The organism is Streptomyces sp. NPDC059909 (genome assembly GCF_042730885.1).
Taxonomy (GTDB): Bacteria; Actinomycetota; Actinomycetes; order Streptomycetales; family Streptomycetaceae; genus Streptomyces.
Map to the genome: position 1 here is coordinate 16,630 of NZ_JBHWKX010000013.1, position 24,196 is coordinate 40,825.

The following is a 24,196-nucleotide window of genomic DNA, read 5'->3' on the forward strand; positions in this document are numbered from 1 at the left end:
CCGGGCCGGATGCGGCCCCGGGTGACCGTGAGCGGTGAGCGTGGTCCGTGGACTGCCGGTGACTGGGGACTACTCGCCGGAGGACTTCGACGAACCGGCGGACTTGGACGGTCCGGTGGCGTTCGACGGCTCGGTCGCCGGCTTCGACGCGCCCGAGCCCGGGTTCGCGGTCGCCGTCCCGGACGGCTTCACCTTCTGGCAGCCGGGCTCCTTGGCCATCGCCTGCCCCAGCTCGCCGGACTGCAGCTTGGCCAGCGAGTCCTGGTCCATCTTCTCGATCTTGGCCAGACCGTCCGCGACCTCCTGCAGACCGTCGGCGAACTTCTGCTGGTCCTTCGGGTTGAGCGCGTCGACCTGCTTCTTCAGCGCGAGATAGGCCGCGGAGGTGGCGTTGAGTTCCTTGACGGCGTCCTGCTGCAGCTTCGCCCCGGCGTCGACCGGCGGCGTACCGGCCTTCTGCACCGCCGCGGCCAGGGCCTTGTTGGCGTCGGCGATGTCCTGGAAGGCCTTGGAGTCGGCGGCCTGGATGTCCGCGGGCTTGCCGTCGGCGGCGGTCGAGATGATCGTCTGCTGGGCGTCGGCCCTCTTCTGGATCTGCGGCTGTGCCTGGTCGCAGACCGTCTTGGCCCAGGCGTTCACCTTGTCGTCGCTGTCGTCGGCGGTGCAGCCCGACAGCGCGAGTACCAGTACAGCGCCGCCGGACAGCGCGGCCGCAAGCTTCTTGTTCACCTTCACCGGATCGGTCCCTTCCAAGGCTCTCGGCCCCGGAACATACACGCCAAGTGGACGACAATCGCATGACAGACGTCCTGTATGTAGGGTATTGCAGCCATTTGCACCAAGAGAGAGAAGGCTCTCATCACGGGCTCTCTCCGAGGTGGCGCGGACACGCGAACGGGCGGACAGCGCGTCAATCCGCTCCGCCCGCCCGTGCTTTGAGCAGGTGTTTCGCTCAGGCGTGCCGTACTCCTACGAAACGACCGCCGGGTCCGGTGACTTCGCCGTACGCTCGGCGGCGTTGCCTTCGTCACCCATGGCGATGGAACGCCGCTTCGACACGTACACGGCGCCGATGATGACCAGGATCGCGAGCGCCGCGATCACAGCCCGTACGGCCACGTTGGCATCGTCCCCGTAGCTGAACTGCACGACCGCGGGCGCGATCAGCAGGGCAACGAGGTTCATCACCTTCAGCAGCGGGTTGATCGCGGGGCCCGCGGTGTCCTTGAACGGGTCGCCGACCGTGTCGCCGATGACCGTCGCGGCGTGCGCCTCGCTGCCCTTGCCGCCGTGGTGCCCGTCCTCGACGAGCTTCTTGGCGTTGTCCCATGCGCCGCCGGAGTTGGCGAGGAAGACGGCCATCAGGGTTCCGGTGGCGATGGCGCCCGCCAGGTACGAGCCCAGCGCGCCGACGCCGAAGGTGAAGCCGACGGCGATCGGGGCCAGCACGGCGAGGAGACCGGGCGTGGCCAGTTCGCGCAGCGCGTCCTTGGTGCAGATGTCGACGACGCGTCCGTACTCCGGCTTCTCGCTGTAGTCCATGATCCCGGGGTGCTCGCGGAACTGCCGCCGCACCTCGTAGACCACCGAACCGGCCGACCGGGACACCGCGTTGATCGCCAGTCCCGAGAAGAGGAAGACGACCGCGGCACCGAGGACCAGGCCCACCAGGTTGTTGGGCTGGGAGATGTCCAGACTGAGGTTCATCTCCGCGGCCTTGGCCCCCACCTCCGCGACGGAGGTGGCGATCGCGTCGCGGTACGAGCCGAAGAGCGCGGCCGCGGCGAGAACGGCGGTGGCGATGGCGATGCCCTTGGTGATCGCCTTGGTGGTGTTGCCGACGGCGTCGAGGTCGGTGAGGACCTGCGCCCCCGCGCCCGTGACGTCGCCGGACATCTCGGCGATGCCCTGGGCGTTGTCGGAGACCGGGCCGAAGGTGTCCATGGCGACGATGACGCCGACGGTGGTGAGCAGGCCGGTGCCGGCCAGCGCCACCGCGAACAGCGCGAGCATGATCGACGTACCGCCGAGCAGGAACGCCCCGTACACACCGAGGCCGATCAACAGCGCCGTGTAGACGGCCGATTCCAGTCCGACGGAGATACCGGCGAGTACGACGGTGGCCGGGCCGGTCAGCGACGATTTGCCGATGTCGCGGACGGGCCGGCGGGTCGTCTCGGTGAAGTACCCGGTCAGCTGCTGGATCAGGGCGGCCAGCACGATGCCGATGGCGACGGCCACGAGCGCGAGGATGCGCGGGTCACCGCCGTGGGACAGGATCGCGGCCTCCGTGACACCGTCCAGCTCCGCGTACGACGACGGCAGGTACACGAACACGGCCACGGCCACCAGGGCCAGCGAGATCACCGCGGAGATGAAGAAACCGCGGTTGATGGCGGTCATCCCGCTGCGGTCGGCGCGCCGCGGGGCGACCGCGAAGATGCCGATCATCGCGGTGACCACGCCGATCGCCGGAACGATCAGCGGGAAGGCCAGGCCCAGATCTCCGAAGGCGGCCTTGCCGAGGATGAGTGCCGCGACGAGCGTGACGGCGTACGACTCGAAGAGGTCGGCGGCCATGCCCGCGCAGTCGCCGACGTTGTCACCGACGTTGTCGGCAATGGTGGCGGCGTTGCGCGGGTCGTCCTCGGGGATGCCCTGCTCGACCTTGCCGACGAGGTCGGCGCCGACGTCGGCGGCCTTGGTGAAGATGCCGCCGCCGACACGCATGAACATGGCGATGAGCGCGGCGCCGAGACCGAAGCCCTCCAGGACCTTGGGGGCGTCCGCTGCGTAGACGAGGACCACGCAGGAGGCACCGAGCAGGCCGAGGCCCACCGTGAACATGCCGACCACGCCTCCCGTTCGGAAAGCGATCTTCATGGCCTTGTGCGAGACGGTCGTCAGATCCTTTGCCGGCTCGCCCTCCGCCGGTGTCGCCTCACGCGCGGCCGCGGCCACACGCACATTGGCCCGTACGGCAAGACGCATGCCGATGTATCCGGTGGCCGCCGAGAACAGCGCACCCACCAGGAAGAACGCCGAACGTCCTGCACGCTGGGACCAGTTGTCGGCCGGCAACAACATCAACAGGAAGAACACGACGACGGCAAAAATGCCGAGTGTCCGCAACTGCCGTGCCAGGTAGGCATTTGCGCCTTCCTGTACGGCTGCCGCGATCTTCTTCATGGAATCGGTGCCCTCACCGGCCGCCAGGACCTGGCGTACCAGCAACTGGGCGACGATCAACGCGGCGAGTGCGACGCCCGCGATGACAATGACGATCATCCGGTTGTCATCGGTGAGTACCGCGGCAGCGGGTGAAGTGGGGTGGTCGGTCAGGTGTGGGTTGAAGAGCCCCGCCATTCGTCCTCCTTGACGTTCAAGCTCAAGATGTGGACGGATTGTAGGGAGCGGAACCTGATCAAAACAGGGCGCGACAAATGCAATTGACCTTCACTTGCTCCTCAGCAATAGATCGCGCCCCAGGATTCACCCCGAAAGAGGTAATGGGTCAAAAGCATTGACGCTTGATCGGTGATCTAGGGAAATGAAAAAAGGCCCTGCTCAGCAGGGCCTGTCGTATGAGCAGACGAGCACATCGGCGTCAGCGTGATGCGCCGGACCGGTCAAGCGGTCATGGGGCGATCGTGGCCGGATTCTTGGGCCAGCTCATCCGGATCACACCGCCGTCCTCGCGGGAGATGACCTCGACGTCGTCGACGAGCCCGCTGATCACCGCGAGACCCATCTGGTCCTCGCCGCCGTCACTGTCCGTGTCCTCGAGTGTCTCCGCGGTACCGGAACCGGACGCCTGTGTGTCCCCGGCCGACGAACCTCCCGGAGAAGGCACCTCGTCGCCGACCTCGATCGAGAAGGTCTTCTCCTCCTCGGTGAGCACGACCCGTACGGGGGCGGTGATGCCGTTGCTCTGGTGCAGCCCTACAGCCCGGCTGCAGGCCTCACCGACGGCGAGTCTGACCTCGTCCAGCACGGCCTCGTCCACACCGGCCCGGCGTGCCACGGCGGCGGCCACGAGACGGGCCGTCCTGACATGCTCGGGCTGGGCGCTGAAGCGCAGTTCAACGGTGGCCATGCGTCCCCCTCGGACGTACGAGCGAGCGTGCAACTCCCGGGCCCGGGCCCTGTACGCCCGGTACCCCTGCCCTTCCTCAAGGACTCTCCGGATCGCCCCGGAGCCCCCGGAGGCCTCCGGACCCTTCGAAACGGTCCGGAGCCCCTCCGGGGCCTTCCGGTCGACTCAGTCGGTCGCCGCGACGGCCTCGTCGACCGTCGTGTGGATGGGGAACACCTTGGTCAGACCAGTGATCCGGAAGATCTTGAGAATGCGCTCCTGGTTGCAGACCAGACGCAGCGAGCCTTCGTGCGCACGCACACGCTTGAGGCCGCCCACCAGGACGCCGAGGCCGGTCGAGTCGAGGAAGTCCACACCCTCCATGTCGACAACCAGGTGGTAGCTGCCGTCGTTCACCAACTCGACCAACTGCTCGCGCAGCTTGGGCGCGGTATACACATCAATCTCGCCACCGACCTCGACGACCGTACGGTCGCCACCAGGGCCGGACACATTGCGAGTCGACAGGGACAGGTCCACGGATCCTCCAGCACCTTGCTATCGAGCGGTCGCCCCTCGGGTCTCCCCGACGGAGCCAGGGGACGGATCGCCAGCCGCGATGGCATTCAATCACTTACCAGCAGCCATGCACGACGCCTTGGGACCATTGTCCGTCAGCCCAGTGACACACTCGGTGCCGATGGCCATGAATCACCGTCCCAGACGACCGCCCGAGAGCGGGGAAACCCGCCCCTCCCCCGGTACGGTCCTTGACCGGCTCACCGCGGGGGCGGGCCGGGCTGCGCGCATCACTCATACGGAGCACTTGCCCCCCAGGCCGGGCCGCCATGCAGTCTGGCCCCACCGCATCCGTGCGGAAGTGATCAACGCCATCCAGCAGGCCGGCATCCAGCACCCCTGGGCCCACCAGGCAGCCGCCGCCGAGCACGCCCTGGACGGCGAATCGGTCGTGATCGCCACGGGGACGGCCTCCGGCAAGTCGCTGGCGTATCTCGCGCCGGTGCTCAGCACGCTGCTCGACGGCTCCGAGGCGGCGAACGGGCGCGGCGCCACAGCCCTCTATCTCGCCCCGACCAAGGCCCTCGCCGCCGACCAGCGCCGCGCCGTGAAGGAGCTCGCCGCTCCGCTGGGCAACCGGGTGCGACCGGCCGTGTACGACGGGGACACGCCCGTGGAGGAGCGGGAGTGGGTCCGCCAGTACGCGAACTACGTGCTCACCAATCCGGACATGCTCCACCGCGGGATACTTCCCTCGCACCCCCGCTGGTCCTCCTTCCTGCGCACGCTGCGCTATGTCGTCATCGACGAGTGCCACACCTACCGGGGCGTTTTCGGCTCGCACGTCGCCCAGGTCCTGCGCCGCCTCCGCCGCGTCTGCGCCCGCTACGGGGCGAACCCCGTCTTCCTCCTCGCCTCCGCCACCGCCGCGGAACCCGCCGTCGCCGCCCGCCGCCTCACCGGCCTGCCCGTCACCGAGGTCTCCGACGACGCCTCGCCCCGCGGCGAGCTCGTCTTCGCCCTCTGGGAGCCGCCCCTCACGGAGCTGCACGGCGAGAAGGGCGCCCCCGTACGCCGCACCGCCACTGCCGAGACCGCCGACCTCCTCACCGATCTGACCGTCCAGGGCGTCCGTACGGTCGCGTTCGTACGCTCCCGGCGCGGCGCCGAGCTGATCTCCGTCATCGCGCAGGAGCGCCTGGCAGAGGTCGACCGCTCCCTGGCCCGCAGGGTCGCCGCCTACCGGGGCGGCTACCTGCCGGAGGAGCGTCGCGCCCTGGAGCAGGCCCTGCACTCCGGCGAGCTGCTCGGCTTGGCCGCCACCACGGCCCTGGAGCTCGGTGTGGACGTCTCCGGCCTGGACGCGGTCGTGATCGCCGGCTATCCGGGCACCCGGGCGTCGCTGTGGCAGCAGGCCGGCCGGGCCGGGCGCTCGGGGCAGGGCGCCCTCGCCGTCCTGGTCGCCCGCGACGACCCGCTGGACACCTTCCTCGTCCACCACCCCGAGGCGCTCTTCCGGCAGCCGGTCGAGTCCACCGTCCTCGACCCCGACAATCCGTACGTCCTCGCCCCGCACCTGTGCGCGGCCGCCGCTGAGCTGCCCCTGACGGAGGACGACCTGGCCCTCTTCGGCCCCGCCGTACCGGAGCTGCTGCCCCAGCTGGAGAACGCCGGACTGCTGCGCAGGCGCACCACAGGCTGGTACTGGACCCGCCGGGAGCGGGCCGCCGACCTCACCGACATCCGGGGCGAGGGCGGCCGGCCGGTGCAGATCGTCGAGGCCGCGACCGGCCGGCTGCTCGGCACGGTCGACGAGCCTGCCTCGCACGCCGCCGTCCACGAAGGCGCCGTCCACCTCCACCAGGGCCGTACGTACCTGGTGAAGCAGCTGGACCTGGAGGACTCCGTCGCCCTCGTCGAGGAGGCGAACCCGCCGTACTCCACCACCGCCCGCGACACCACCTCCATCTCCATCCTGGACACCGACACGGAGATCCCGTGGGGTGCCGGCCGCCTCTGCTACGGCTCCGTCGAGGTCACCAACCAGGTCGTCTCCTTCCTCCGCCGGAAGCTGATCACCGGCGAAGTGCTCGGCGAGACCAAGCTCGATCTGCCGCCGCGCACCCTGCGCACCCGGGCCGTGTGGTGGACGGTCACCGAGGACCAGCTGGAGGCCGCACGGGTGAACCCGGAGCAGCTGGGCGGCGCTCTCCACGCCGCCGAGCACGCCTCCATCGGGATGCTCCCGCTCTTCGCCACCTGCGATCGCTGGGACATCGGCGGGGTGTCCGTCCCACTGCACCCGGACACCCTGCTGCCCACCGTCTTCGTCTACGACGGCCACCCGGGCGGCGCGGGCTTCGCCGAGCGGGCCTTCCACACCGCCCGCGAGTGGCTGACCGCGACCCGCGAGGCCATCGCCTCCTGCGAGTGCGAGGCGGGCTGTCCGTCCTGCATCCAGTCCCCCAAGTGCGGCAACGGCAACGACCCGCTGCACAAGCGCGCCGCCGTGCGCCTGCTCACCGTCCTCCTCCGGGAGGCCCCGGGCCCGGCCCCGGCGGCCACGGCCCCTGGGACCAGCCCCGGCTCGGAAGCCCCGGACTCGGCACTCCCGGGCCCGGAGGCCACCCGGTGGGGCCCGGAGGCCACCCCGTCGGGCCCGGAGGCAGCTGGGAGTGCGCTGCCCGAATCTTCTGAGGGGGCACTGGGCCATCCGGAGGACCGGCCCGGGATCTGACCTCCGGCCTGTACGGGCCGAGCGCGGCGCCGGCCGTCACATCGGCGATCTCCCCGGTCACCGCACACCGCACCAGCGCCGTCCCCTGAGCGCGGGCCACCCGCGCCGCCGCATCGCACGCCGGCCCCGCACCCTCCAGCGCCCGGTCCGCCGCGGCGAGCGCCGCCAGGTCGGCCGCTGCGCCCGCGCGGTGGCGTGCGACGACCACCTGGCCCATGGCGAGCACCACGGCGAGGACCGCACACATCGCGCACGCGGCTATAGCCACCCATACGGTCGCCGAACCCCGGTCGCGGCTTCTGGTCATGGCGCACCGCTCCCCACCGTGTCCTCCGCGAGCGCGGCGGCTTCCGCGGTCAGGGTCAGCGCCAGCCCTCCCGGGCCGGGTGTCGGGGCCTCCACCCGGACCCGCCACAGGTCGCCTTCCCGGCCCACCGAGATCCGGGCGTCGCCCGGGGCCGCCGACCGGGCGGCGGCGAGCACGGCGTCCTCCGGCTCCGATCGTGCGGCCGCACGCGCCCCGGCCCTGGCGGCGTCCACACACTGGATCTGCGCGGACGCCGCCATCAGAGCCCACACCAGCGCCATCGTGAACACCACCAGCGCCGGAACGGCCACCGCCGCCTCCGCCGTCACGGACCCCCTGTCCAGCGGCGCCGATGTGTCCGCCGCCGCGGCCGAGGTGTCAGAACTGGGCATTGAGCGCCTTCCCGATGACCGACTCGAGCGCCGTCGCCACCGTCCCGCTCGTCACCACCTTGTAGAGGACCGCGGCGAAGGCACAGGCCGCGATCGTTCCCATCGCGTACTCCGACGTCGTCATCCCCGCGTCGCGACGCGCCCGTGTCCTGCCCAGCCAGGCCCGCGCATTCGCCTCCGCACGAGTCGCCCGGTCCTTCAGCCGCTCCAAGAACTTCATCTCAACCTCCTGAATCCGTTGGTCAATTGCTGTGTCGGTCGTCGTCTCAGTCGCCTCAGTCGCCGTGCAGCAGTCCGCTCGCCAGGCCGATCACCACCGGGGCCACCCCGATCGCCAGGAACGCGGGCAGAAAGCAGAGCCCCACCGGTGCCGTGATCAGGACCTGGGCGCGCTGGGCCCGGGCCGCGGCGCTCCTGGCACGCTCCGCCCGGAGACCTGCGGCCAGCCGGGAGACCGGCTCCGCCGCCGGCGCCCCCGAGGAACCGGCCCGCTCCAGACAGCGGGCCAGCCCGGCAGCACCCGCTATCTCGCCGAACCTCCCCCACGCCTGCGCCGGTTCGCTGCCGAGGCGCAGTTCGGCCGCGGTCTTCGCCAGGCGTGCGCCGACCGGGCCGCCCAACGACTCCCCGACCGCTTCTGCCGCCTCACGTGGTCCGGCCCCGGCCGAGACACAGGCGGCCAGCAGATCGGCGGCGAGGGGCAGTTGCTCCGCCGAGTGGTCCTCGCCCGCGGCCCTGTCCCGCGCGCGCCCCTGCCGCCACTTCCTGAGGCCGTACGCCCCCGCCGCCCCCAGCAGGCATCCCGTCACTCCGCCCGCGAGGACCCAGCCGGTGATCAACGCCCCCGCCGGAAGAGCCCACTCCCGCGCCCAGGTTCCCGCCCCGGCCACGGTCCCGGTGCCGGACTCGGCCGGCCACTTTTGACGCCGCTGCCCGTACTCCACCGCCAGCAGGGCCGCGATCCGCCCGCGCACCCGTCGCTCGCGCCGCCAGCCCGCCGCCAGGCAGCACAGCCAGGCCACGGCGGCCACCACCGGGACCGCCGCCCCCAGCCTGTGGACGAACTCACCGATCATGGCCGCTCCCCCGTCCGCACGATCCGCGCCGCCCAGCACAGCCCGGCGGCCTCCAGCAGCACGCCCACCACCAGGCATCCCACCCCGATGGGGGTGTGCAGCAGCACCCTCAGCGGACCGGCTCCCAGCGCCGAGCCGAGGCCCAGTCCGACTACCGGGAGCAGCGCCAGCACGACGACCGTCGACCACGCGCCGGCCAACTGCGCGCGCAACCCCTCCCGTTGGTCCCTCTCGGCCCGGAGCGCTGCCTCCAGCCGATCGAGACCGGAGGCCAGCCCCGCCCCGCCGTCCACCGACACCCGCCAGCAGGCCGCGAGTCCGGCCAGCCCTTCCGCGCCCGGCTCACGGGCCGCCCGTCGCAGCTCCGCGGGCACATCGCCGCCGAACCGTGCGGCAGCCAGCACCGCGGCCTCCGCCCCGCCGAGCGCCCCCGTGGCGCGGCCCGCGGTCAGCAGCGCCTGTCCGGGCTGGCGCCCCGCCCGTAGCTCACCCGCGATCCCACCGCAGAGCGCGACCACCGCATCGGCTCTGCGTTCCTGCGCCCGCCTCCGCTCCCCGGCCCGCAGCCGCCGCCCCACCAGCGGCACCGCGATCACGCCCGCGACCAGCGGCAGCACGGACTCCCCGAGCACAGCGAGCACCAACGCCGCCGGCAGACACAGCCACTCCCGCCGCAGCCGCCGCACGGCCCGCATCCACCGTGCCCGGTCCCACCGCGGGGCCAAGTCCATGGCGCCCCCACCCGCGAGCACCAGCCCGGCCCGCCGCGTCCCCTGGTGGTCCCCACCGGCCGTCATCCATGCCGCGGCGCCCGCACAGACCGCCGCACACATCGCCACCGTCGTCACCACGCCCCCCCGATCAGCGACCGCAGCCGCTCCCAGCCCCGCTCCCGCGCGAAGCCCGCCGAGCCCCACCGCAGCGCCGGTACGGTCACCACCAGTCCCGTCGGGTCCCGCTCCAGGACATGCACCTCGGCGATCCGACGCCGTCCGTCCCGGTCACGTACGAGATGGACCACCACCGTCAGCGCGGCCGCCAACTGGCTGTGCAGCGCGGCCCGGTCGAGCCCGGCCGCAGTGCCCAGAGCCTCCAGCCGGGCCGGCACATCGGTGGCCGTGTTGGCGTGGACGGTCCCGCAGCCACCGTCATGGCCCGTGTTCAACGCGGCCAGCAGATCGGTGACTTCGGCGCCGCGCACCTCGCCCACGACGAGCCGGTCGGGCCGCATCCGCAGGGCCTGGCGCACCAGGTCCCGCAGGGTGACCCGGCCCGCGCCCTCCTGGTTCGCCGGGCGGGACTCCAGCCGCACCACATGCGGGTGGTCGGGCCGCAGCTCCGCCGAGTCCTCGGCCAGCACGATCCGCTCGCGCTCACCGACGAGGCCCAGCAGTGTCGACAACAGGGTGGTCTTGCCCGAGCCCGTGCCGCCGCTGACCAGATACGAGACCCTGGCCTCGATCAGCGCCCCGAGCAGCTGGTCCCCGCCCGGCGGGACCGTCCCCGCGGCGACGAGCTCGCTCAGCGAGAAGGCGCGGGGGCGCACCACCCGCAGCGACAGACAGGTCGAGCCGACCGCGACCGGGGGCAGCACCGCATGCATACGGGTGCCGTCCGGGAGTCTGGCGTCCACCCAGGGGCGGGCGTCGTCCAGCCGCCGCCCGGCGACCGCCGCGAGGCGCTGGGCCAGTCTGCGCACCGCGGCCGTGTCGGAGAAGGTGACGTCTGTGAGCTGGAGCCCGCCGCCCCGGTCCACCCACACCCGGTCCGGTGCCGACACCAGGACGTCCGTCACTTCGGGGTCGGCGAGGAGCGGCTCCAGCGGCCCCGTCCCCACCAGCTCGCACCGCAATTCCTCCGCGGCGCCCAGCACTTCGGCGTCCCCGAGCAGCCGGCCCTGCGCGCGCAGAGCGGCCGCCACCCTGGCCGGGGTCGGCTCGGCACCGCTCTCGGCGAGCCGCTGCCGTACGGCCTCGAGCAGTGGTGCGGTCATGAGACCCCACCGCCCGCGAGTGCCTGCTCCCAGAAGGCCGAACAGAACGTGGCCAGTGGTCCGCGCGCGCCGGCACCGGGTGGAATGCCCCCGTCCAGATCGGCGGACAGCCCCGTGTCCACGGGCAGTTCGCCTGCCAGCGGCAGCCCGAGCGCGTCGGCCACCCACTGCTCGTCCAGCCCCGATGCGTACGGCCCGCGCACCACGACCCGTAGATCGCCGAGCACCATGCCCACCGTCGACGCGACACGCCTCGCCGCGGCTACCGCACGCAGCTCGCCCGGAACCACCAGCAGCCCGAGATCCAGCTGGGCCAGCGCCTCCGCCACACCCTCATCGACCCGGCGGGGCAGATCCACGACCACCACTCCGCCACGCCTGCGGGCCGCGGCCAGCACCGAGCGCATGGACTCGGGAGGCACCACCACCGAATCGCCGCGGTCCCAGCTCAGCACCCGAAGCCCATGCACCGACGGCAGGGACTCCTCGAGGGCGCCGCCCGCCACCCTGCCCTTCGACGCCGCGAAGTCCGGCCAGCGTCTGCCCTCGGCCTGCTCCCCGCCGAGGAGCACATCGAGACCACCGCCCAGCGGGTCGCCGTCCACGAGCATCGTGCGCTGCCCCGCCCGGGCAGCCGTCACGGCCAGCGCCCCGGCCAGCGTCGAGGCACCCGCGCCGCCCCTGCCGCCGATCACGCCGACCGTCAGAGCGGGCCGGCCGACGCCTTCCGCCACATCGGCGATCCGGTCGACGAGCCAGCTCTCGGCGTCGGGCAGCCGCAGCACACAGTCGGCACCGATCTCCACGGCCCGCCGCCACACCTGTGGATCGTCCTGATCCCTGCCGACGAGCAGCACCCCGGCTCTGCGCGTGGCCCCACGGCAACGGGCGGCCGCGTCGTCCCCGACCAGGACCAGCGGCGCGCTCTCCCAACTCGCCCTCTCCTCGGGCACCGCATGGTGCACCTGCGGATCGGCGCCCGCCGCGGCACACAGCCGCAGCAGATCGTCGAGCAGCTCCAGGTCCTCCGTGATGATCAGAGGCCCGCCCCGCCGCTCACCGACGGGCGAGCGCGCGCCGACCCCCGACCACCCGTCGGAGACGCCCGACGAGCCGAACCCTCCCGACGAGCCCGATGCTTCGGATGTGCCCGACGCACCGGATGTGCCCGACGTACCAGATGTGAGGAAACCCGACACGATTTCTCCCCCTCTCACCCCACTGGCGCAGTGGAGTGCCGCGAGGCCGGCGCACCGGCCCAGAACAGTGATTCCTTCGGCCCGCAAAGTTCGCGGACGGAATCACCGTGCAGCGCGCCCGAAAATCGTGTGGATCTTGCTTCAAAACTGTGGACAACTCACCACTTGTGAATATCCCGGTAGCCCATACCGGTGACTTCCCGAACGACTTCCGGAGTGCAGTCCAACGGCTACACAGAGTGACGACCCTGGGTCGCCCGCGGACAGGGCCACAGAGGCCGGAAGGAGAGGGAAACGATCATCCGGGAGGGGCGAAAACGCGTCCGGACATGCGACGACCCCCGCCGGGGGGGAGAGCGGGGGTCGTCCCCACGGCCGACTCGGGGGGGGAGGAGTCGGACCGGGTTAGCACGGTCGCGAACGATCCGTGACTTCCATGGTGTACCCGAGAGCCTTCTCAGGCAAACCCACGCGCCCCAGCTTACGCCGAATGGTGGGCGCCTATGCTCGGCGTCGTGGAAAACCACTCCTTGCCGCGCACAGCAGCCTTCTTTGACCTGGACAAGACGGTCATTGCGAAGTCGTCCACGCTGACCTTCAGCAAGTCCTTCTACCAAGGCGGACTGATCAACCGTCGCGCCGTACTGCGCACCGCGTACTCCCAGTTCGTCTTCCTCGCGGGCGGTGCGGACCACGACCAGATGGAGCGGATGCGCCAGTACCTGTCCGCCCTCTGCAAAGGCTGGAACGTCAACCAGGTCAAGGAGATCGTCGCCGAGACCCTCCACGACCTGATCGACCCGATCATCTACGACGAGGCCGCCTCCCTCATCGAGGAGCACCACGCGGCCGGGCGGGACGTCGTGATCGTCTCCACCTCCGGCGCGGAGGTCGTCGAGCCGATCGGCGAACTGCTGGGCGCCGACCGTGTCGTCGCGACCCGCATGGTCGTCGGCGACGACGGCTGCTACACGGGAGAGATCGAGTACTACGCCTACGGGCCGACCAAGGCCGAGGCGATCAAGGGGCTCGCGCAGTCCGAGGGGTACGACCTGTCGCGCTGTTACGCGTACAGCGACTCCGTCACCGACATCCCCATGCTCCAGTCCGTCGGTCATCCGTACGCGGTCAACCCCGACCGAGCGCTGCGCCGCGAGGCGGCGTCACGCGATTGGCCGATTCTCGTCTTCGACCGGCCGGTACGACTGAAGCAGCGGATCCCCGCGTTCACGATGCCGGCACGTCCTGCGCTGGTCGCGGCGGCCGCGGTGGGTGCGGCGGTCGCCACCGCCGGGCTCGTCTGGTACGCCAGCCGCCGCCGTGGCGCGAACTTTGCCCGTATTTGAGGTTAAAAGTAAAGAAGTGTAGCCAGGGGTTCCGCTCGACCGGCCGCTGGAGTACAAAGGACTTAAGGCCCGCGAGACCTGGGATATCCGAGAGGATCACCAATCACGCAAGAAAAGGCCCACGGACCTAAGTATGGACGCCGAGCACCCACGCGACGTCGACCCGTCGATTACGGGCCAGCCGCACCAGGTGACGGGCAAAGTTCCCGACCTGATGGGCAACATATCGAGGACGCTTGGTAACTGGGCGGACATGCCAGCGGCGGTACCAATTCTGGTACCGCCGCAACCCTTTGTGCGGGCACCCCTCGGTACGAGCCCCGTCTCCCGGCCATGCCTCCCGAGAGTCTCCCGGTCATGCCACACGAGAGCTTGGCCGTGCCCGGCCCGGACCCTACGCCGCACCCCGCTGCAAGGCCTCGCAGACCGCGGTCGATTCCCGTACGCCGAGTTCGACCGCGCGGCCGCAGTGGGCGATCCAAGCCGCCATCCCCTCCGGAGTTCCGGACAGATAGCCGTCGAGAGCGGTGACGTACGCCGCGCGACCGAGCTCCGCATGGCCGACTTCGGCCGGGCAGATCGACTTGGGGTCGAGTCCGCTGCCCACCAGGACGATGCGCTCGGCGGCCCGGGCCACCAGCCCGTTGGCCGAGGAGAACGGGCGCAGGGCGAGCAGTTCACCGTGCACGACCGAGGCCATCACCAGCGCAGGGGCCGAACTGCCCGCGATGATCAGCCCGGAGAGCCCCTCCAGCCGCCCGGCCACCTCGTCCGCGTCCGGCAGGGGCGCCTCGATCAGCGACTCGTCGACCTTCTCGTCCGCGAGCCGGGGACGGCCGACCGTGTCGTCCGGCGCCGCGCCGCCCGCGGCCACCAGATGCAGCCGGGCCAGCACCCGCAGCGGCGACTGCCGCCAGATGGACAGCAGCTGGCCGGACTCGGCGGTCAGCCTCAGGGCCGCACCGACGGTACGGGCCTCGTCCTCGCCGCCGAAGTCGCTGCGCCGGCGCACCTCTTCCAGCGCCCAGTCGGCACCCGAGAGCGCCGCGGAAGCACGGGCTCCGCGCAGAGCCGCCTCGGATGCGACCTCGTTGCTGCGGCGGCGCATGACCCGGTGGCCGTAGACCCGGTCGACGGCCTTGCGTACAGAGTCCACGGCATCCGCGACCCCGGGCAGGGCGCCCAGTGCGGCGAGAGGGTCAGAGGCGTTCGTACTCATAAGTAGCGAGGCTACGCGCCCCGAGGGCCGGGCCCCACGTTGGAGTGGTCTTCTTCACGCACTCCGACCACTGCACGCGTACGAGCCGCTACCTTAGGTGAACATGAAGATCGCTTTCGTAGGGAAGGGCGGCAGCGGCAAGACCACGCTGTCCTCGCTCTTCATCCGCCACCTCGCCGCACAGCAGGCCCACGTCGTCGCGGTGGACGCCGACATCAACCAGCACCTGGGCGTGGCGCTCGGTCTCGACGACGACGAGGCCGCGGCGCTTCCCGCGATGGGCGCGCACCTCACGCTCATCAAGGACTATCTGCGCGGCACGAATCCGCGGATCGCGTCCGCCGAGACAATGATCAAGACCACGCCTCCGGGCGAGGGTTCACGGCTGCTGCGGGTACGGGAGGACAATCCGGTCTACGACGCCTGCGCGCGAACCGTCCGGCTGGACGATGGCGAGATCCGGCTGATGGCGACCGGACCGTTCACCGAGGCCGATCTCGGGGTGGCCTGTTACCACTCCAAGGTCGGGGCGGTGGAGCTGTGCCTCAACCATCTCGTCGACGGCCCGGACGAGTACGTCGTGGTCGACATGACGGCCGGTTCGGACTCCTTCGCCTCCGGGATGTTCACCCGCTTCGACATGACGTTCCTCGTCGCAGAGCCGACCCGGAAGGGCGTTTCCGTCTACCGGCAGTACAAGGAGTACGCCCGGGACTTCGGCGTCTCGCTCAAGGTCGTCGGCAACAAGGTGCAGGGGCAGGACGATCTGGACTTCCTGCGCGAGCAGGTGGGCGACGACCTGCTCGTCGCGGTCGGGCACTCGGAGTGGGTGCGGGCGATGGAGAAGGGCCGTCCGGCCCGCTTCGGGCAGTTGGAGGAGCACAACCGGGCGGCGCTGCGCGCGCTGCAGGCCGAGGCCGACGCGTCGTACGGCCGCCGCGACTGGGAGCGCTACACGCGCCAGATGGTGCACTTCCATCTGAAGAACGCGCAGAGCTGGGGCAACGCGAAGACGGGCGCCGACCTGGCCTCGCAGGTCGACCCCGCCTTCGTCCTCGGGGAACCGGCCGCTGAGGTCAGCGCTCCCCAGCCGGCCTGACGCGCTCCCCCGCCGGGCCGAACGTCCCGCTCTGCGGCGGCCACACCAGGCCGGGCCACCTCGGCCCGGAGATTCCCGCAGCTGAGATCCCGGCGCCAGGCATTCCCGCAATGGCACCGCCCAGGGCGGATTTCGCCGACGCGGCGGACCCCGCGGACCCGGCGGACCCGGCGGACCCGGCGGACCCAGCAGGCTTGTCCGACTCGGCAGACTTCGCGAGCTTGGCGAGCTTGGCGGGCTTCGCGGGCTTCGCGGGCTGGGGGGTCATGAAGGCCTCCCAGCCCTGCTTCGGCGACCGGCCGACATCGAGAGTGCGCAGCTTCGCCAGGATCTGCGGGTCCTGTGCGTCGAGCCAGTCGGCGAGCTGCCGGAACGAGACGCACCGAACGTTCCGCTTCACACACACCGTCGCGATGGCCTCCTCGACGGCGCGCATGTACGTGCCGCCGTTCCAGGACTCGAAGTGGTTGCCGATGATCAGCGGGGCGCGGTTGCCTTCGTACGCCCGGTCGAAGGCCTGGACCAGGCCGTCGCGCATCTGGTCGCCCCAGTACCTGTGCATATGGGGGGCACCCTCGGTCTTCCCCGACTGGTTGATCATGAAGTTGTAGTCCATGGCGAGCGCCTCGAAGGCGCGGCCCGGGAGCGGGACCCGCTGGAGGGAGAGATCCCACAGGCCGCGCTCCTTCCTGGGCCAGACCTGGTCGCCGATACCGCTGGTGTCGTAGCGGAAGCCCAGCCGCCGCGCGGCCTTCATGAAGTTCTCGCGCCCTTCCAGGCAGGGGGTGCGGGCGCCGATGAGCTCCTTCTCGTAGTCGAAGGGAAGCGGCAGCTCCTTCTTCAGCCCTGAGTTCGTCTTCCAGTTCCTCACAAAGGACTTGGCCTGGTTGATCTCGCTCTCCCACTCCTTGACCGACCAGTTCCCGACGCCGGACTCCGGGCCGCAGAAGTGGCCGTTGAAGTGGGTGCCGATCTCGTTGCCCTCGAGCCAGGCGCCGCGCAGTTCGTGCAGGGTGTCCCTGATGCCCCGCCTGTTGTTGAAGCCGATGTCGGAGCGGCCCCGTGCGTGCTGTGGCGGGTCGTACATCGTGGCCTTCCCCTCGGGCAGCAGATACACGCCGCTGAGGAAGTAGGTCATCGTCGCGCCGTACTTCCTGCCCGCCTCGCGGAAGCGGGAGAAGAGCTTCTGGCTGTCCTCACCGGCGCCGTCCCAGGAGAACACCACGAACTGCGGGGGCTTCTGACCGGGCTTCAGACGCTCGGGCTTGGTCACCCCGGGCTGTCTTCCTGTGTAGGCGGTCGAGCCGTCACCGATGAGGCGGATCACGCGAACGGAGGCAGCGGCACCCTCCGCACCCGGTGCGCCCGGCCCGGAACCGTCGGCGGAGCAGCCGCCGAAGCCGATGACCAGCGCTGCGGCAGCGGCACCGAACGCGAACTTCCTTGTGTCGGGCTGCATCCGGCCACCCTCTTCCCTCATTTGCAGTGATTGTCTGCTTATCAGCCGATAAGACTGCAACCGCCAAATTCACACCGGTTGGGAAAGGGGGAGGGGCGACAGGCCGAGCCGAAGTGATTAATCACCGAAACGGGTGAACAGTTGCCCCATTTGCCCCGAAATTCATGCCGCAGTCTTTACTCTGCATTACGATCCATTTACCGAGAGTTGAGACTCCGCCGAGGCCGCCACAGGCGCGGCGGACCGAGGCTCCGTGCTCGACCATCCCGCCGCTGTACGCCGTGACCCACGGCCGCGACCCCCACATTCCGCGACCGCGCTGCCCCGGAGGAGACGGGAACCATGTCCGCTTGCGTCCCCTTTCGCATGAACGGCCACGACCGCGACAAGCCCGAAGATCGCGGTACGGCCTCGGCCCAGGCCGCCCCCACACCGGCCGCCCCCACCCCTGCCAGTACGACCCGCTTCCAGCGCCCGCACAGTCCGCCGGGGCAGGCACCCGAGCAGGCACCCGAGGGCCACCGACCCGACGACGACCGACCCGAGGACGACCGACCCGACGACGACCGCCCCGAAGACCAACGGCCTGAGGACCGCCGGTCCGGAGGCAGGCGCCCCGAGAGGCAGCGGCCCCGCTTCCGGATCTCCGGCGCCGATCTGTCCGCCTCGATCAGCGTCTTCCTGATCGCCCTGCCGCTGTCCCTCGGCATCGCCCTGGCCACCGGCGCACCCCTCCAGGCGGGCCTCGTGGCCGCCGCCGTCGGCGGTGTCGTCGCCGGGCTGCTCGGCGGAGCCCCGCTGCAGGTCAGCGGGCCCGCTGCCGGGCTCACCGTGGTCACGGCCGACCTGATCCAGCGATACGGCTGGCGCACCACGTGCGCCATCACCGTCCTCGCCGGCCTCGCCCAACTCGCGCTGTCCGCGCTGCGGGTGGCCCGGTCCGCCCTCGCCGTAAGCCCGGCGATCGTGCACGGCATGCTGGCCGGTATCGGTGCCACGATCGCCCTCGCACAACTCCACATCGTGCTCGGCGGCACTCCGCAGAGCTCCGCGGTCGACAACGCTCTCGGACTGCCCGGCCAGTTGGCCGACCTCCATTCCGCCGCGCTCTCCGTCAGCGTCCTGACCGTCGCCGTACTGCTCGCCTGGCCGCGTATCCCTGGGCGCACCGGCCGGCTCCTGCGGAAGACCCCGGCCGCGCTCGCCGCCGTGGGCACAGCGACCGCCCTGGCCGTGGCCGCCGGCCTCAGCCTGCCCCGTGTCGATCTCCCGTCCTGGCGCAGCCACGCCCTGCCCGAGGTACCCGAAGGGCCGGTGCTCGGCATCGCCGCCGCCGTCCTCACCATCACCCTGGTCGGCAGCGTCGAGTCCCTGCTGTCCGCGGTCGCCGTCGACAAGCTCGTCGCGGGCCGCAAGAAGCCCGCCGTCCGCATCCCACGCGCCGACCTCGACCGGGAGCTGACCGGGCAGGGCGCGGCGAACGTGGTCTCGGGCGCGCTCGGCGGGCTGCCGATCACCGGCGTCGCCGTGCGCAGCGCAGCCAATGTGTCGGCGGGCAGCGTGAGCCGTCACTCGACGATGCTGCACGGGCTCTGGATCGCGGTCGCCGCACTGCTGCTGGTGCCCGTCCTCGATCTGATCCCACTGGCCGCCCTGGCCGCGCTGGTGATGGTCGTCGGCGTCCAGATGGTCAGCATCACGCATCTGCGCAGCGTGCGACGCAACCGCGAAATGCTGGTGTACGCGGCGACCATGAGCGCCGTGGTGTTGACCGGGGTGCTGGAGGGTGTGGCCATCGGGATCGCCGTGGCGGTCGCGGTCGCGCTGCACCGGCTGACCAGGACCCGCATCACCGTGGAAGAGCGCGAGGGTGGCCACCGGATCCGGGTGCGGGGTCAGTTGACGTTTCTGGCCGTGCCACGGCTGAGCCGGGTGCTGGGGCAGGTGCCCCATGACGCCGATGCCGTCGTGGAGCTGGACGGCTCCTTCATGGACCACGCGGCCTTCGAGGCGCTGCACGACTGGCAGGCGGCCCATGAGGCGCAGGGCGGGACGGTCGCCTTCACCGGCCGGTCCGGAGGCCGGATCGCCGAGCCGGCCTCCGAGTCGCACGCCTGCTGCCGGCCCTGGACGCCCTGGCGGAACCACCACTGCGGAGAGCACCCCGCCGCTGCCGCGCCCGAGCAGTCGCCGGTGCCGCCCAAGCACCAACTGGCCAGCGGGCTCAGTTCCTTCCAGCGCAACACCGCCCCGCTGGTGCGGGACGAGCTCGCGCGGCTGGCACGCGAGGGCCAGCGCCCCTCCCAGCTGTTCCTCACCTGCGCCGACTCCCGCCTCGTCACGAGCATGATCACGGCGAGCGGTCCGGGCGATCTGTTCACCGTGCGGAACGTGGGCAATCTCGTGCCCCTGCCGAGCAAGGAGCGCGGGGACGACTCGGTCGCGGCGGCGATCGAGTACGCCGTGGACGTGCTGCAGGTGGACTCGATCACCGTCTGCGGCCACTCCGGCTGCGGGGCGATGCAGGCCCTGATGGCCGGTCCGCCGGACGGTGCGGGCGCGCGGACGCCGCTGTGGCGCTGGCTACGGCACGGGCGGCCCAGCCTCGAGCGGATGACGTCGCGGCACCACTCCTGGGCCAGGATCTCCGGCCGACTGCCCGCCGATGCGGTGGAGCAGCTGTGCCTCACCAATGTGGTCCAGCAGCTGGAGCATCTGCGCGCGCACGAGGCCGTGGCGCGGCGGCTCGCCGAGGGCACGCTGCAGCTGCACGGGATGTACTTCCACGTGGGGGAGGCCCAGGCCTATCTGCTGGCGGGCGGCGAGGAGACCGACCGTATCGACGAGGTCTTCGACCGGGTAACCGCCGTACCGCCGGCGCTGGAGGACACGCACGCCTGACCGGGCGCGCCCTGAACCATTCGGGCGCGGCATACGTGAGAACGTGTGGCCCCTCCTCCCCACCGCCCGGGGACGAGGGGCCATCCGTTCCAGATAGGTCTAAACCAATTTCCGGAAGGCTCTTGTCACCCGGGCATCTGGCTGATGAGCTATGGCCTGGGACACATAGGCACATAGGACGCCCTGGGAAAGGGAGATGTCGTGAGCAACGAAAGCCTGGCCAACCTGCTCAAGGAGGAGCGGCGGTTCGCGCCGCCTGCCGAGCTGGCCGCGAACGCCAACGTGACGGCCGAGGCGTACGAGCAGGCCGAGGCGGACAGGCTTGGCTTCTGGGCCGAGCAGGCTCGGCGGCTCACCTGGGCCACCGAGCCGACCGAGACACTCGACTGGTCGAACCCGCCCTTCGCCAAGTGGTTCGCCGACGGCAAGCTCAACGTGGCGTACAACTGCGTGGATCGTCACGTCGAGGCGGGCCACGGCGACCGCGTCGCGATCCACTTCGAGGGCGAGCCGGGCGACCACCGGGCCCTCACCTACGCCGAGCTCAAGGACGAGGTCTCCAAGGCGGCCAACGCCCTCACCGAGCTGGGCGTCACCAAGGGCGACCGGGTGGCCGTGTATCTGCCCATGATCCCCGAGGCCGTCATTTCGATGCTCGCCTGCGCCCGGATCGGCGCCGCGCACTCGGTGGTCTTCGGCGGCTTCTCCGCGGACGCCATCGCCACCCGCATCGCGGACGCCGACGCCAAGCTCGTCATCACTGCGGACGGCGGCTACCGGCGCGGCAAGCCGGCCGCCCTCAAGCCGGCCGTCGACGAGGCCATCAACCGCGTGGACCGCGTGCAGCACGTGCTGGTCGTGCGCCGCACCGGCCAGGACGTGGCGTGGACCGAGGGACGTGACGTGTGGTGGGACGACATCGTCTCCCGCCAGTCGGCCGAGCACACGCCGGAGGCGTTCGACGCGGAGCACCCGCTCTTCATCCTCTACACGTCCGGTACGACGGGTAAGCCGAAGGGCATCCTCCACACCTCGGGCGGCTATCTCACCCAGGCGGCCTACACCCACCAAGCCGTCTTCGACCTCAAGCCCGAGACCGACGTCTACTGGTGCACCGCCGACATCGGCTGGGTGACCGGCCACTCGTACATCACGTACGGACCGCTGGCCAACGGCGCGACGCAGGTGATGTACGAGGGCACGCCCGACACCCCGCACCAGGGCCGGTTCTGGGAGATCGTGCAGAAGTACGGCGTCACGATCCTCTACACCGCGCCGACCGCGATCCGTACGTTCATGAAGTGGGGAGACGACATCCCCGCCAAGTTCGACCTCTCCAGCCTGCGCATCCTCGGCTCGGTCGGTGAGCCGATCAACCCGGAGGCCTGGATCTGGTACCGGGAGCACATCGGAGCCGGGAAGACCCCGATCGTCGACACCTGGTGGCAGACCGAGACCGGGGCGATGATGATCTCCCCGCTGCCGGGCGTCACCGAGACCAAGCCGGGCTCCGCCCAGCGCCCCCTGCCCGGTATCTCCGCGACCGTCGTCGACGACGAGGCCCGGGAGGTGCCGAACGGCGGCGGTGGCTATCTGGTCCTGACCGAGCCGTGGCCGTCGATGCTGCGCACCATCTGGGGCGACGACCAGCGCTTCATCGACACCTACTGGTCCCGCTTCGAGGGGAAGTACTTCGCGGGCGACGGCGCCAAGAAGGACGACGACGGCGACATCTGGCTGCTGGGCCGGGTCGACGACGTCATGCTCGTCTCCGGGCACAACATCTCGACCACCGAGGTCGAGTCCGCGCTCGTCTCCCACCCGAAGGTCGCCGAGGCCGCGGTCGTCGGCGCGGCGGACGAGACGACCGGCCAGGCGATCGTGGCGTTCGTGATCCTGCGCGGCACGGCGAGCGAGGACGAGGGGCTCGTCGCGGAGCTGCGCAACCACGTGGGCGCAACGCTCGGCCCGATCGCCAAGCCCAAGCGGATCCTGCCGGTGGCCGAGCTGCCGAAGACCCGCTCCGGCAAGATCATGCGCCGGCTGCTGCGCGATGTCGCGGAGAACCGTCAGCTCGGCGATGTCACCACCCTCACCGACTCCTCGGTGATGGACCTCATCCAGTCCAAGCTGCCGACCGCGGCCTCGGAGGACTGACTGGCCCCCCGGTCCCACCGGCCTGAGGTCCCGGCTCCGGCCGACCCCGGGCCGGCCAGGCACCGGTCCTGCCGTTCCGGAATGAGACAGGTCGTCAACAGGGCACCCGGCCATACACCGGGTGCCCTGTTTGTCGTCTTTGCCTCTAAAGTGAAGGTCGCCGGGTCGCCTTGCGCTCTTAGGTAAGCTAAGGACCGCGTCAAGAGCGTGACAAGAAGAACTCAGGTGAGCCGGGAAGTCTGGTCGGCATGTGCTGTGCCCTGCCCGAACGACCGGAGGTTCTCGCCCGTGGCCGCGCCAACTCCCCCGACCCGTAAGTTCCTCGGCCGTCCGTCTCTCCCCGAGCGGACCTTCGTGGCGGATGCGCTGCGCACCGAGACCGTCGGTGGCGTACTGCTCCTGGTCGCCGCGGTCGTCGCCCTCATCTGGGCGAACACCCCGCTGGGCGCCAGCTACGAGGCCGTAAGCGACTTCCACATAGGCCCGGCCGCGCTCGGTCTCGACCTCTCCCTCCAGCACTGGGCCGCCGACGGCCTGCTCGCCATCTTCTTCTTCGTCGCCGGTATCGAGCTCAAGCGTGAGCTGGTCGCCGGTGAGCTGCGCGACCCCAAGGCCGCGGCACTCCCCGTCATCGCCGCGGTCTGCGGCATGGCCGCACCGGCGCTCGTGTACGCCCTGGTCAACGCCACGGGCGGCGGCTCCATGGACGGCTGGGCGGTGCCCACCGCCACCGACATCGCCTTCGCGCTCGCCGTCCTCGCGGTCATCGGCACATCGCTCCCGTCCGCGATCCGGGCCTTCCTGCTCACCCTCGCCGTCGTCGACGACCTCTTCGCGATCCTGATCATCGCGATCTTCTTCACCGACGACCTGAACTTCGCCGCGCTCGGCGGGGCGGTCGTCGGCCTGGGTGTCTTCTGGCTGCTGCTGCGCAAGCGCGTCCGCGGCTGGTACGTGTACATCCCGCTGGCCCTCGTCATCTGGGGCCTGATGTACAACAGCGGCATCCACGCCACCATCGCCGGTGTCGCGATGGGCCTGATGCTGCGCTGCCACCACGAGAAGGGCGAGGAGCACTCTCCCGGTGAGCACATCGAGCACCTCGTACGGCCCATCTCGGCCGGACTCGCCGTGCCGCTGTTCGCGCTGTTCTCGGCCGGGGTGAGCGTCTCCGCCAACTCGCTCCACGACGTCTTCAGCAGGCCGGAGCCCCTGGGCGTCGTCCTCGGTCTGGTCGTCGGAAAGACCATCGGCATCTTCGGCGGCACCTGGCTCGCCGCCCGCTTCACCAAGGCCGAGCTCAACGACGATCTGGCCTGGCCGGACGTGTTCGCCGTCGCCGCGCTCGCGGGGATCGGCTTCACCGTCTCCCTCCTCATCGGCGAACTGGCCTTCGCGGAAAACGCCACCCTGATGGGGGAGGTCAAGGCCGCGGTCCTGATGGGCTCGCTGATCGCCGCCGTGTTCGCCGGTGCGCTGCTCAAGCTGCGCGTACGCAAGTACCAGGCGCTGTACGAGGAGGAGGAGCGCGACGAGGACCTCGACGGCATCCCCGACATCTACGAGCAGGACAATCCGGATTACCACCTTCGGATGGCCGCGATCTACGAGGCGAAGGCCGCGGAGCACCGGCGCAAGGCGGAACTCGCGGGTGCATCGCGCAGTGACGGCGACAGTCCGGCATGATCTGACTTCTGATCCGAAGCAGAGATGAGGG

The 24,196-nt window shown here is 70.8% G+C and carries 18 protein-coding genes and 1 pseudogene; 6 read left to right on the forward strand and 13 right to left on the reverse strand.

Going from position 1 to position 24,196, the window contains the following annotated elements; genetic code table 11:
• Positions 1-69: 69 nt before the first annotated feature.
• From ACFV9O_RS11860 to ACFV9O_RS11875, 4 genes are all read right to left on the reverse strand, one after another.
• The gene (locus ACFV9O_RS11860; RefSeq protein WP_385416006.1) at positions 70-729 is read right to left on the reverse strand and encodes a small secreted protein; all 660 of its coding nucleotides are present in this window, start codon (positions 727-729) and stop codon (positions 70-72) included.
• Between the two features lie 240 nt (positions 730-969).
• Positions 970-3,366, reverse strand: a complete 2,397-nt coding sequence (locus tag ACFV9O_RS11865; RefSeq protein WP_385415746.1) for a sodium-translocating pyrophosphatase — start codon at positions 3,364-3,366, stop codon at positions 970-972.
• 271 nt (positions 3,367-3,637) lie between these two features.
• A complete protein-coding gene (locus ACFV9O_RS11870; RefSeq protein ID WP_385415749.1) occupies positions 3,638-4,096 on the reverse strand; it encodes an ATP-binding protein in 459 nt (152 codons plus the stop codon).
• A gap of 165 nt (positions 4,097-4,261) precedes the next feature.
• Positions 4,262-4,615: an STAS domain-containing protein gene (locus ACFV9O_RS11875; RefSeq protein WP_003967428.1), complete on the reverse strand. Its 354-nt coding sequence runs from the start codon at positions 4,613-4,615 to the stop codon at positions 4,262-4,264.
• Positions 4,616-4,694: 79 nt separating this feature from the next.
• Here ACFV9O_RS11875 and ACFV9O_RS11880 point away from each other — a divergent pair, with 79 nt between their 5' ends.
• Positions 4,695-7,331 (forward strand): DEAD/DEAH box helicase, encoded by a 2,637-nt coding sequence (locus ACFV9O_RS11880; protein ID WP_385415752.1) that lies wholly within the window; start codon positions 4,695-4,697, stop codon positions 7,329-7,331.
• Between the two features lie 40 nt (positions 7,332-7,371).
• On the opposite strand, the pseudogene ACFV9O_RS11885 reads toward ACFV9O_RS11880, so the two are convergent.
• The 7 genes and pseudogenes from ACFV9O_RS11885 to ssd all read right to left on the reverse strand — a co-directional run.
• A pseudogene (locus ACFV9O_RS11885) lies at positions 7,372-7,638 on the reverse strand (Rv3654c family TadE-like protein); the annotation flags it as partial.
• Positions 7,635-8,030, reverse strand: a complete 396-nt coding sequence (locus ACFV9O_RS11890; RefSeq protein ID WP_385415755.1) for a TadE family type IV pilus minor pilin — start codon at positions 8,028-8,030, stop codon at positions 7,635-7,637. The pseudogene ACFV9O_RS11885 and the gene ACFV9O_RS11890, both read right to left, overlap by 4 nt.
• On the reverse strand, positions 8,017-8,250 hold the full coding sequence (locus ACFV9O_RS11895) for a DUF4244 domain-containing protein (protein WP_385415758.1): 234 nt from the start codon (positions 8,248-8,250) through the stop codon (positions 8,017-8,019). The genes ACFV9O_RS11890 and ACFV9O_RS11895 overlap by 14 nt, the downstream gene beginning before the upstream one ends.
• 55 nt (positions 8,251-8,305) lie before the next feature.
• The gene (locus ACFV9O_RS11900; RefSeq protein ID WP_385415760.1) at positions 8,306-9,106 is read right to left on the reverse strand and encodes a type II secretion system F family protein; all 801 of its coding nucleotides are present in this window, start codon (positions 9,104-9,106) and stop codon (positions 8,306-8,308) included.
• The gene (locus ACFV9O_RS11905) at positions 9,103-9,939 is read right to left on the reverse strand and encodes a type II secretion system F family protein (protein ID WP_385416009.1); all 837 of its coding nucleotides are present in this window, start codon (positions 9,937-9,939) and stop codon (positions 9,103-9,105) included. The genes ACFV9O_RS11900 and ACFV9O_RS11905 overlap by 4 nt, the downstream gene beginning before the upstream one ends.
• 11 nt (positions 9,940-9,950) lie before the next feature.
• Entirely contained in the window at positions 9,951-11,099 is a 1,149-nt protein-coding gene (locus ACFV9O_RS11910; RefSeq protein WP_385415763.1) for a TadA family conjugal transfer-associated ATPase, read from the reverse strand.
• Positions 11,096-12,133: a septum site-determining protein Ssd gene (gene ssd / locus ACFV9O_RS11915; protein ID WP_385416011.1), complete on the reverse strand. Its 1,038-nt coding sequence runs from the start codon at positions 12,131-12,133 to the stop codon at positions 11,096-11,098. Before ssd ends, ACFV9O_RS11910 begins: the two co-directional genes overlap by 4 nt.
• A gap of 668 nt (positions 12,134-12,801) precedes the next feature.
• On the opposite strand from ssd, the gene ACFV9O_RS11920 reads away from it, so the two are divergent.
• The gene (locus tag ACFV9O_RS11920) at positions 12,802-13,644 is read left to right on the forward strand and encodes an HAD family hydrolase (protein WP_385415766.1); all 843 of its coding nucleotides are present in this window, start codon (positions 12,802-12,804) and stop codon (positions 13,642-13,644) included.
• Positions 13,645-14,038: 394 nt separating this feature from the next.
• Here ACFV9O_RS11920 and ACFV9O_RS11925 read toward each other — a convergent pair whose 3' ends face one another.
• Positions 14,039-14,863, reverse strand: a complete 825-nt coding sequence (locus ACFV9O_RS11925) for an oxidoreductase (RefSeq protein ID WP_385415768.1) — start codon at positions 14,861-14,863, stop codon at positions 14,039-14,041.
• 103 nt (positions 14,864-14,966) lie between these two features.
• Here ACFV9O_RS11925 and ACFV9O_RS11930 point away from each other — a divergent pair, with 103 nt between their 5' ends.
• Positions 14,967-15,962: an ATP-binding protein gene (locus tag ACFV9O_RS11930; RefSeq protein ID WP_385415770.1), complete on the forward strand. Its 996-nt coding sequence runs from the start codon at positions 14,967-14,969 to the stop codon at positions 15,960-15,962.
• Here ACFV9O_RS11930 and ACFV9O_RS11935 read toward each other — a convergent pair.
• A complete protein-coding gene (locus ACFV9O_RS11935; RefSeq protein WP_385415772.1) occupies positions 15,940-17,421 on the reverse strand; it encodes a hypothetical protein in 1,482 nt (493 codons plus the stop codon). The two genes, ACFV9O_RS11930 and ACFV9O_RS11935, sit on opposite strands and share 23 nt — an antisense overlap.
• A gap of 342 nt (positions 17,422-17,763) precedes the next feature.
• On the opposite strand from ACFV9O_RS11935, the gene ACFV9O_RS11940 reads away from it, so the two are divergent.
• The 3 genes from ACFV9O_RS11940 (at position 17,764) to nhaA (ending at position 24,165) form a co-directional block, all read left to right on the forward strand.
• Complete coding sequence (locus ACFV9O_RS11940) at positions 17,764-20,322, forward strand: bifunctional SulP family inorganic anion transporter/carbonic anhydrase (protein WP_385415774.1); 2,559 nt, start codon at positions 17,764-17,766, stop codon at positions 20,320-20,322.
• A gap of 201 nt (positions 20,323-20,523) precedes the next feature.
• The gene (acs, locus tag ACFV9O_RS11945) at positions 20,524-22,479 is read left to right on the forward strand and encodes an acetate--CoA ligase (protein ID WP_385415777.1); all 1,956 of its coding nucleotides are present in this window, start codon (positions 20,524-20,526) and stop codon (positions 22,477-22,479) included.
• Between the two features lie 288 nt (positions 22,480-22,767).
• Positions 22,768-24,165 (forward strand): Na+/H+ antiporter NhaA, encoded by a 1,398-nt coding sequence (gene nhaA, locus ACFV9O_RS11950; RefSeq protein WP_385415779.1) that lies wholly within the window; start codon positions 22,768-22,770, stop codon positions 24,163-24,165.
• The last annotated feature ends 31 nt before the right edge of the window (positions 24,166-24,196 follow it).

Excerpts from the sequence above, each read along its gene's own strand:
- ACFV9O_RS11940 (WP_385415774.1), top strand. The coding sequence starts at position 17,764 with ATGTCCGCTTGCGTCCCCTTTCGCATGAACGGCCACGACCGCGACAAG.
- ACFV9O_RS11895 (WP_385415758.1), bottom strand. The coding sequence starts at position 8,250 with ATGAAGTTCTTGGAGCGGCTGAAGGACCGGGCGACTCGTGCGGAGGCG.
- ACFV9O_RS11880 (WP_385415752.1), top strand. The coding sequence starts at position 4,695 with ATGGCATTCAATCACTTACCAGCAGCCATGCACGACGCCTTGGGACCA.
- ACFV9O_RS11925 (WP_385415768.1), bottom strand. The coding sequence starts at position 14,863 with ATGAGTACGAACGCCTCTGACCCTCTCGCCGCACTGGGCGCCCTGCCC.
- ACFV9O_RS11890 (WP_385415755.1), bottom strand. The coding sequence starts at position 8,030 with ATGCCCAGTTCTGACACCTCGGCCGCGGCGGCGGACACATCGGCGCCG.
- ACFV9O_RS11910 (WP_385415763.1), bottom strand. The coding sequence starts at position 11,099 with ATGACCGCACCACTGCTCGAGGCCGTACGGCAGCGGCTCGCCGAGAGC.
- ACFV9O_RS11920 (WP_385415766.1), top strand. The coding sequence starts at position 12,802 with ATGCTCGGCGTCGTGGAAAACCACTCCTTGCCGCGCACAGCAGCCTTC.
- ACFV9O_RS11865 (WP_385415746.1), bottom strand. The coding sequence starts at position 3,366 with ATGGCGGGGCTCTTCAACCCACACCTGACCGACCACCCCACTTCACCC.
- ACFV9O_RS11900 (WP_385415760.1), bottom strand. The coding sequence starts at position 9,106 with ATGATCGGTGAGTTCGTCCACAGGCTGGGGGCGGCGGTCCCGGTGGTG.
- ACFV9O_RS11870 (WP_385415749.1), bottom strand. The coding sequence starts at position 4,096 with ATGGCCACCGTTGAACTGCGCTTCAGCGCCCAGCCCGAGCATGTCAGG.
- ACFV9O_RS11935 (WP_385415772.1), bottom strand. The coding sequence starts at position 17,421 with ATGCAGCCCGACACAAGGAAGTTCGCGTTCGGTGCCGCTGCCGCAGCG.
- ACFV9O_RS11905 (WP_385416009.1), bottom strand. The coding sequence starts at position 9,939 with ATGTGTGCGGCGGTCTGTGCGGGCGCCGCGGCATGGATGACGGCCGGT.
- ACFV9O_RS11930 (WP_385415770.1), top strand. The coding sequence starts at position 14,967 with ATGAAGATCGCTTTCGTAGGGAAGGGCGGCAGCGGCAAGACCACGCTG.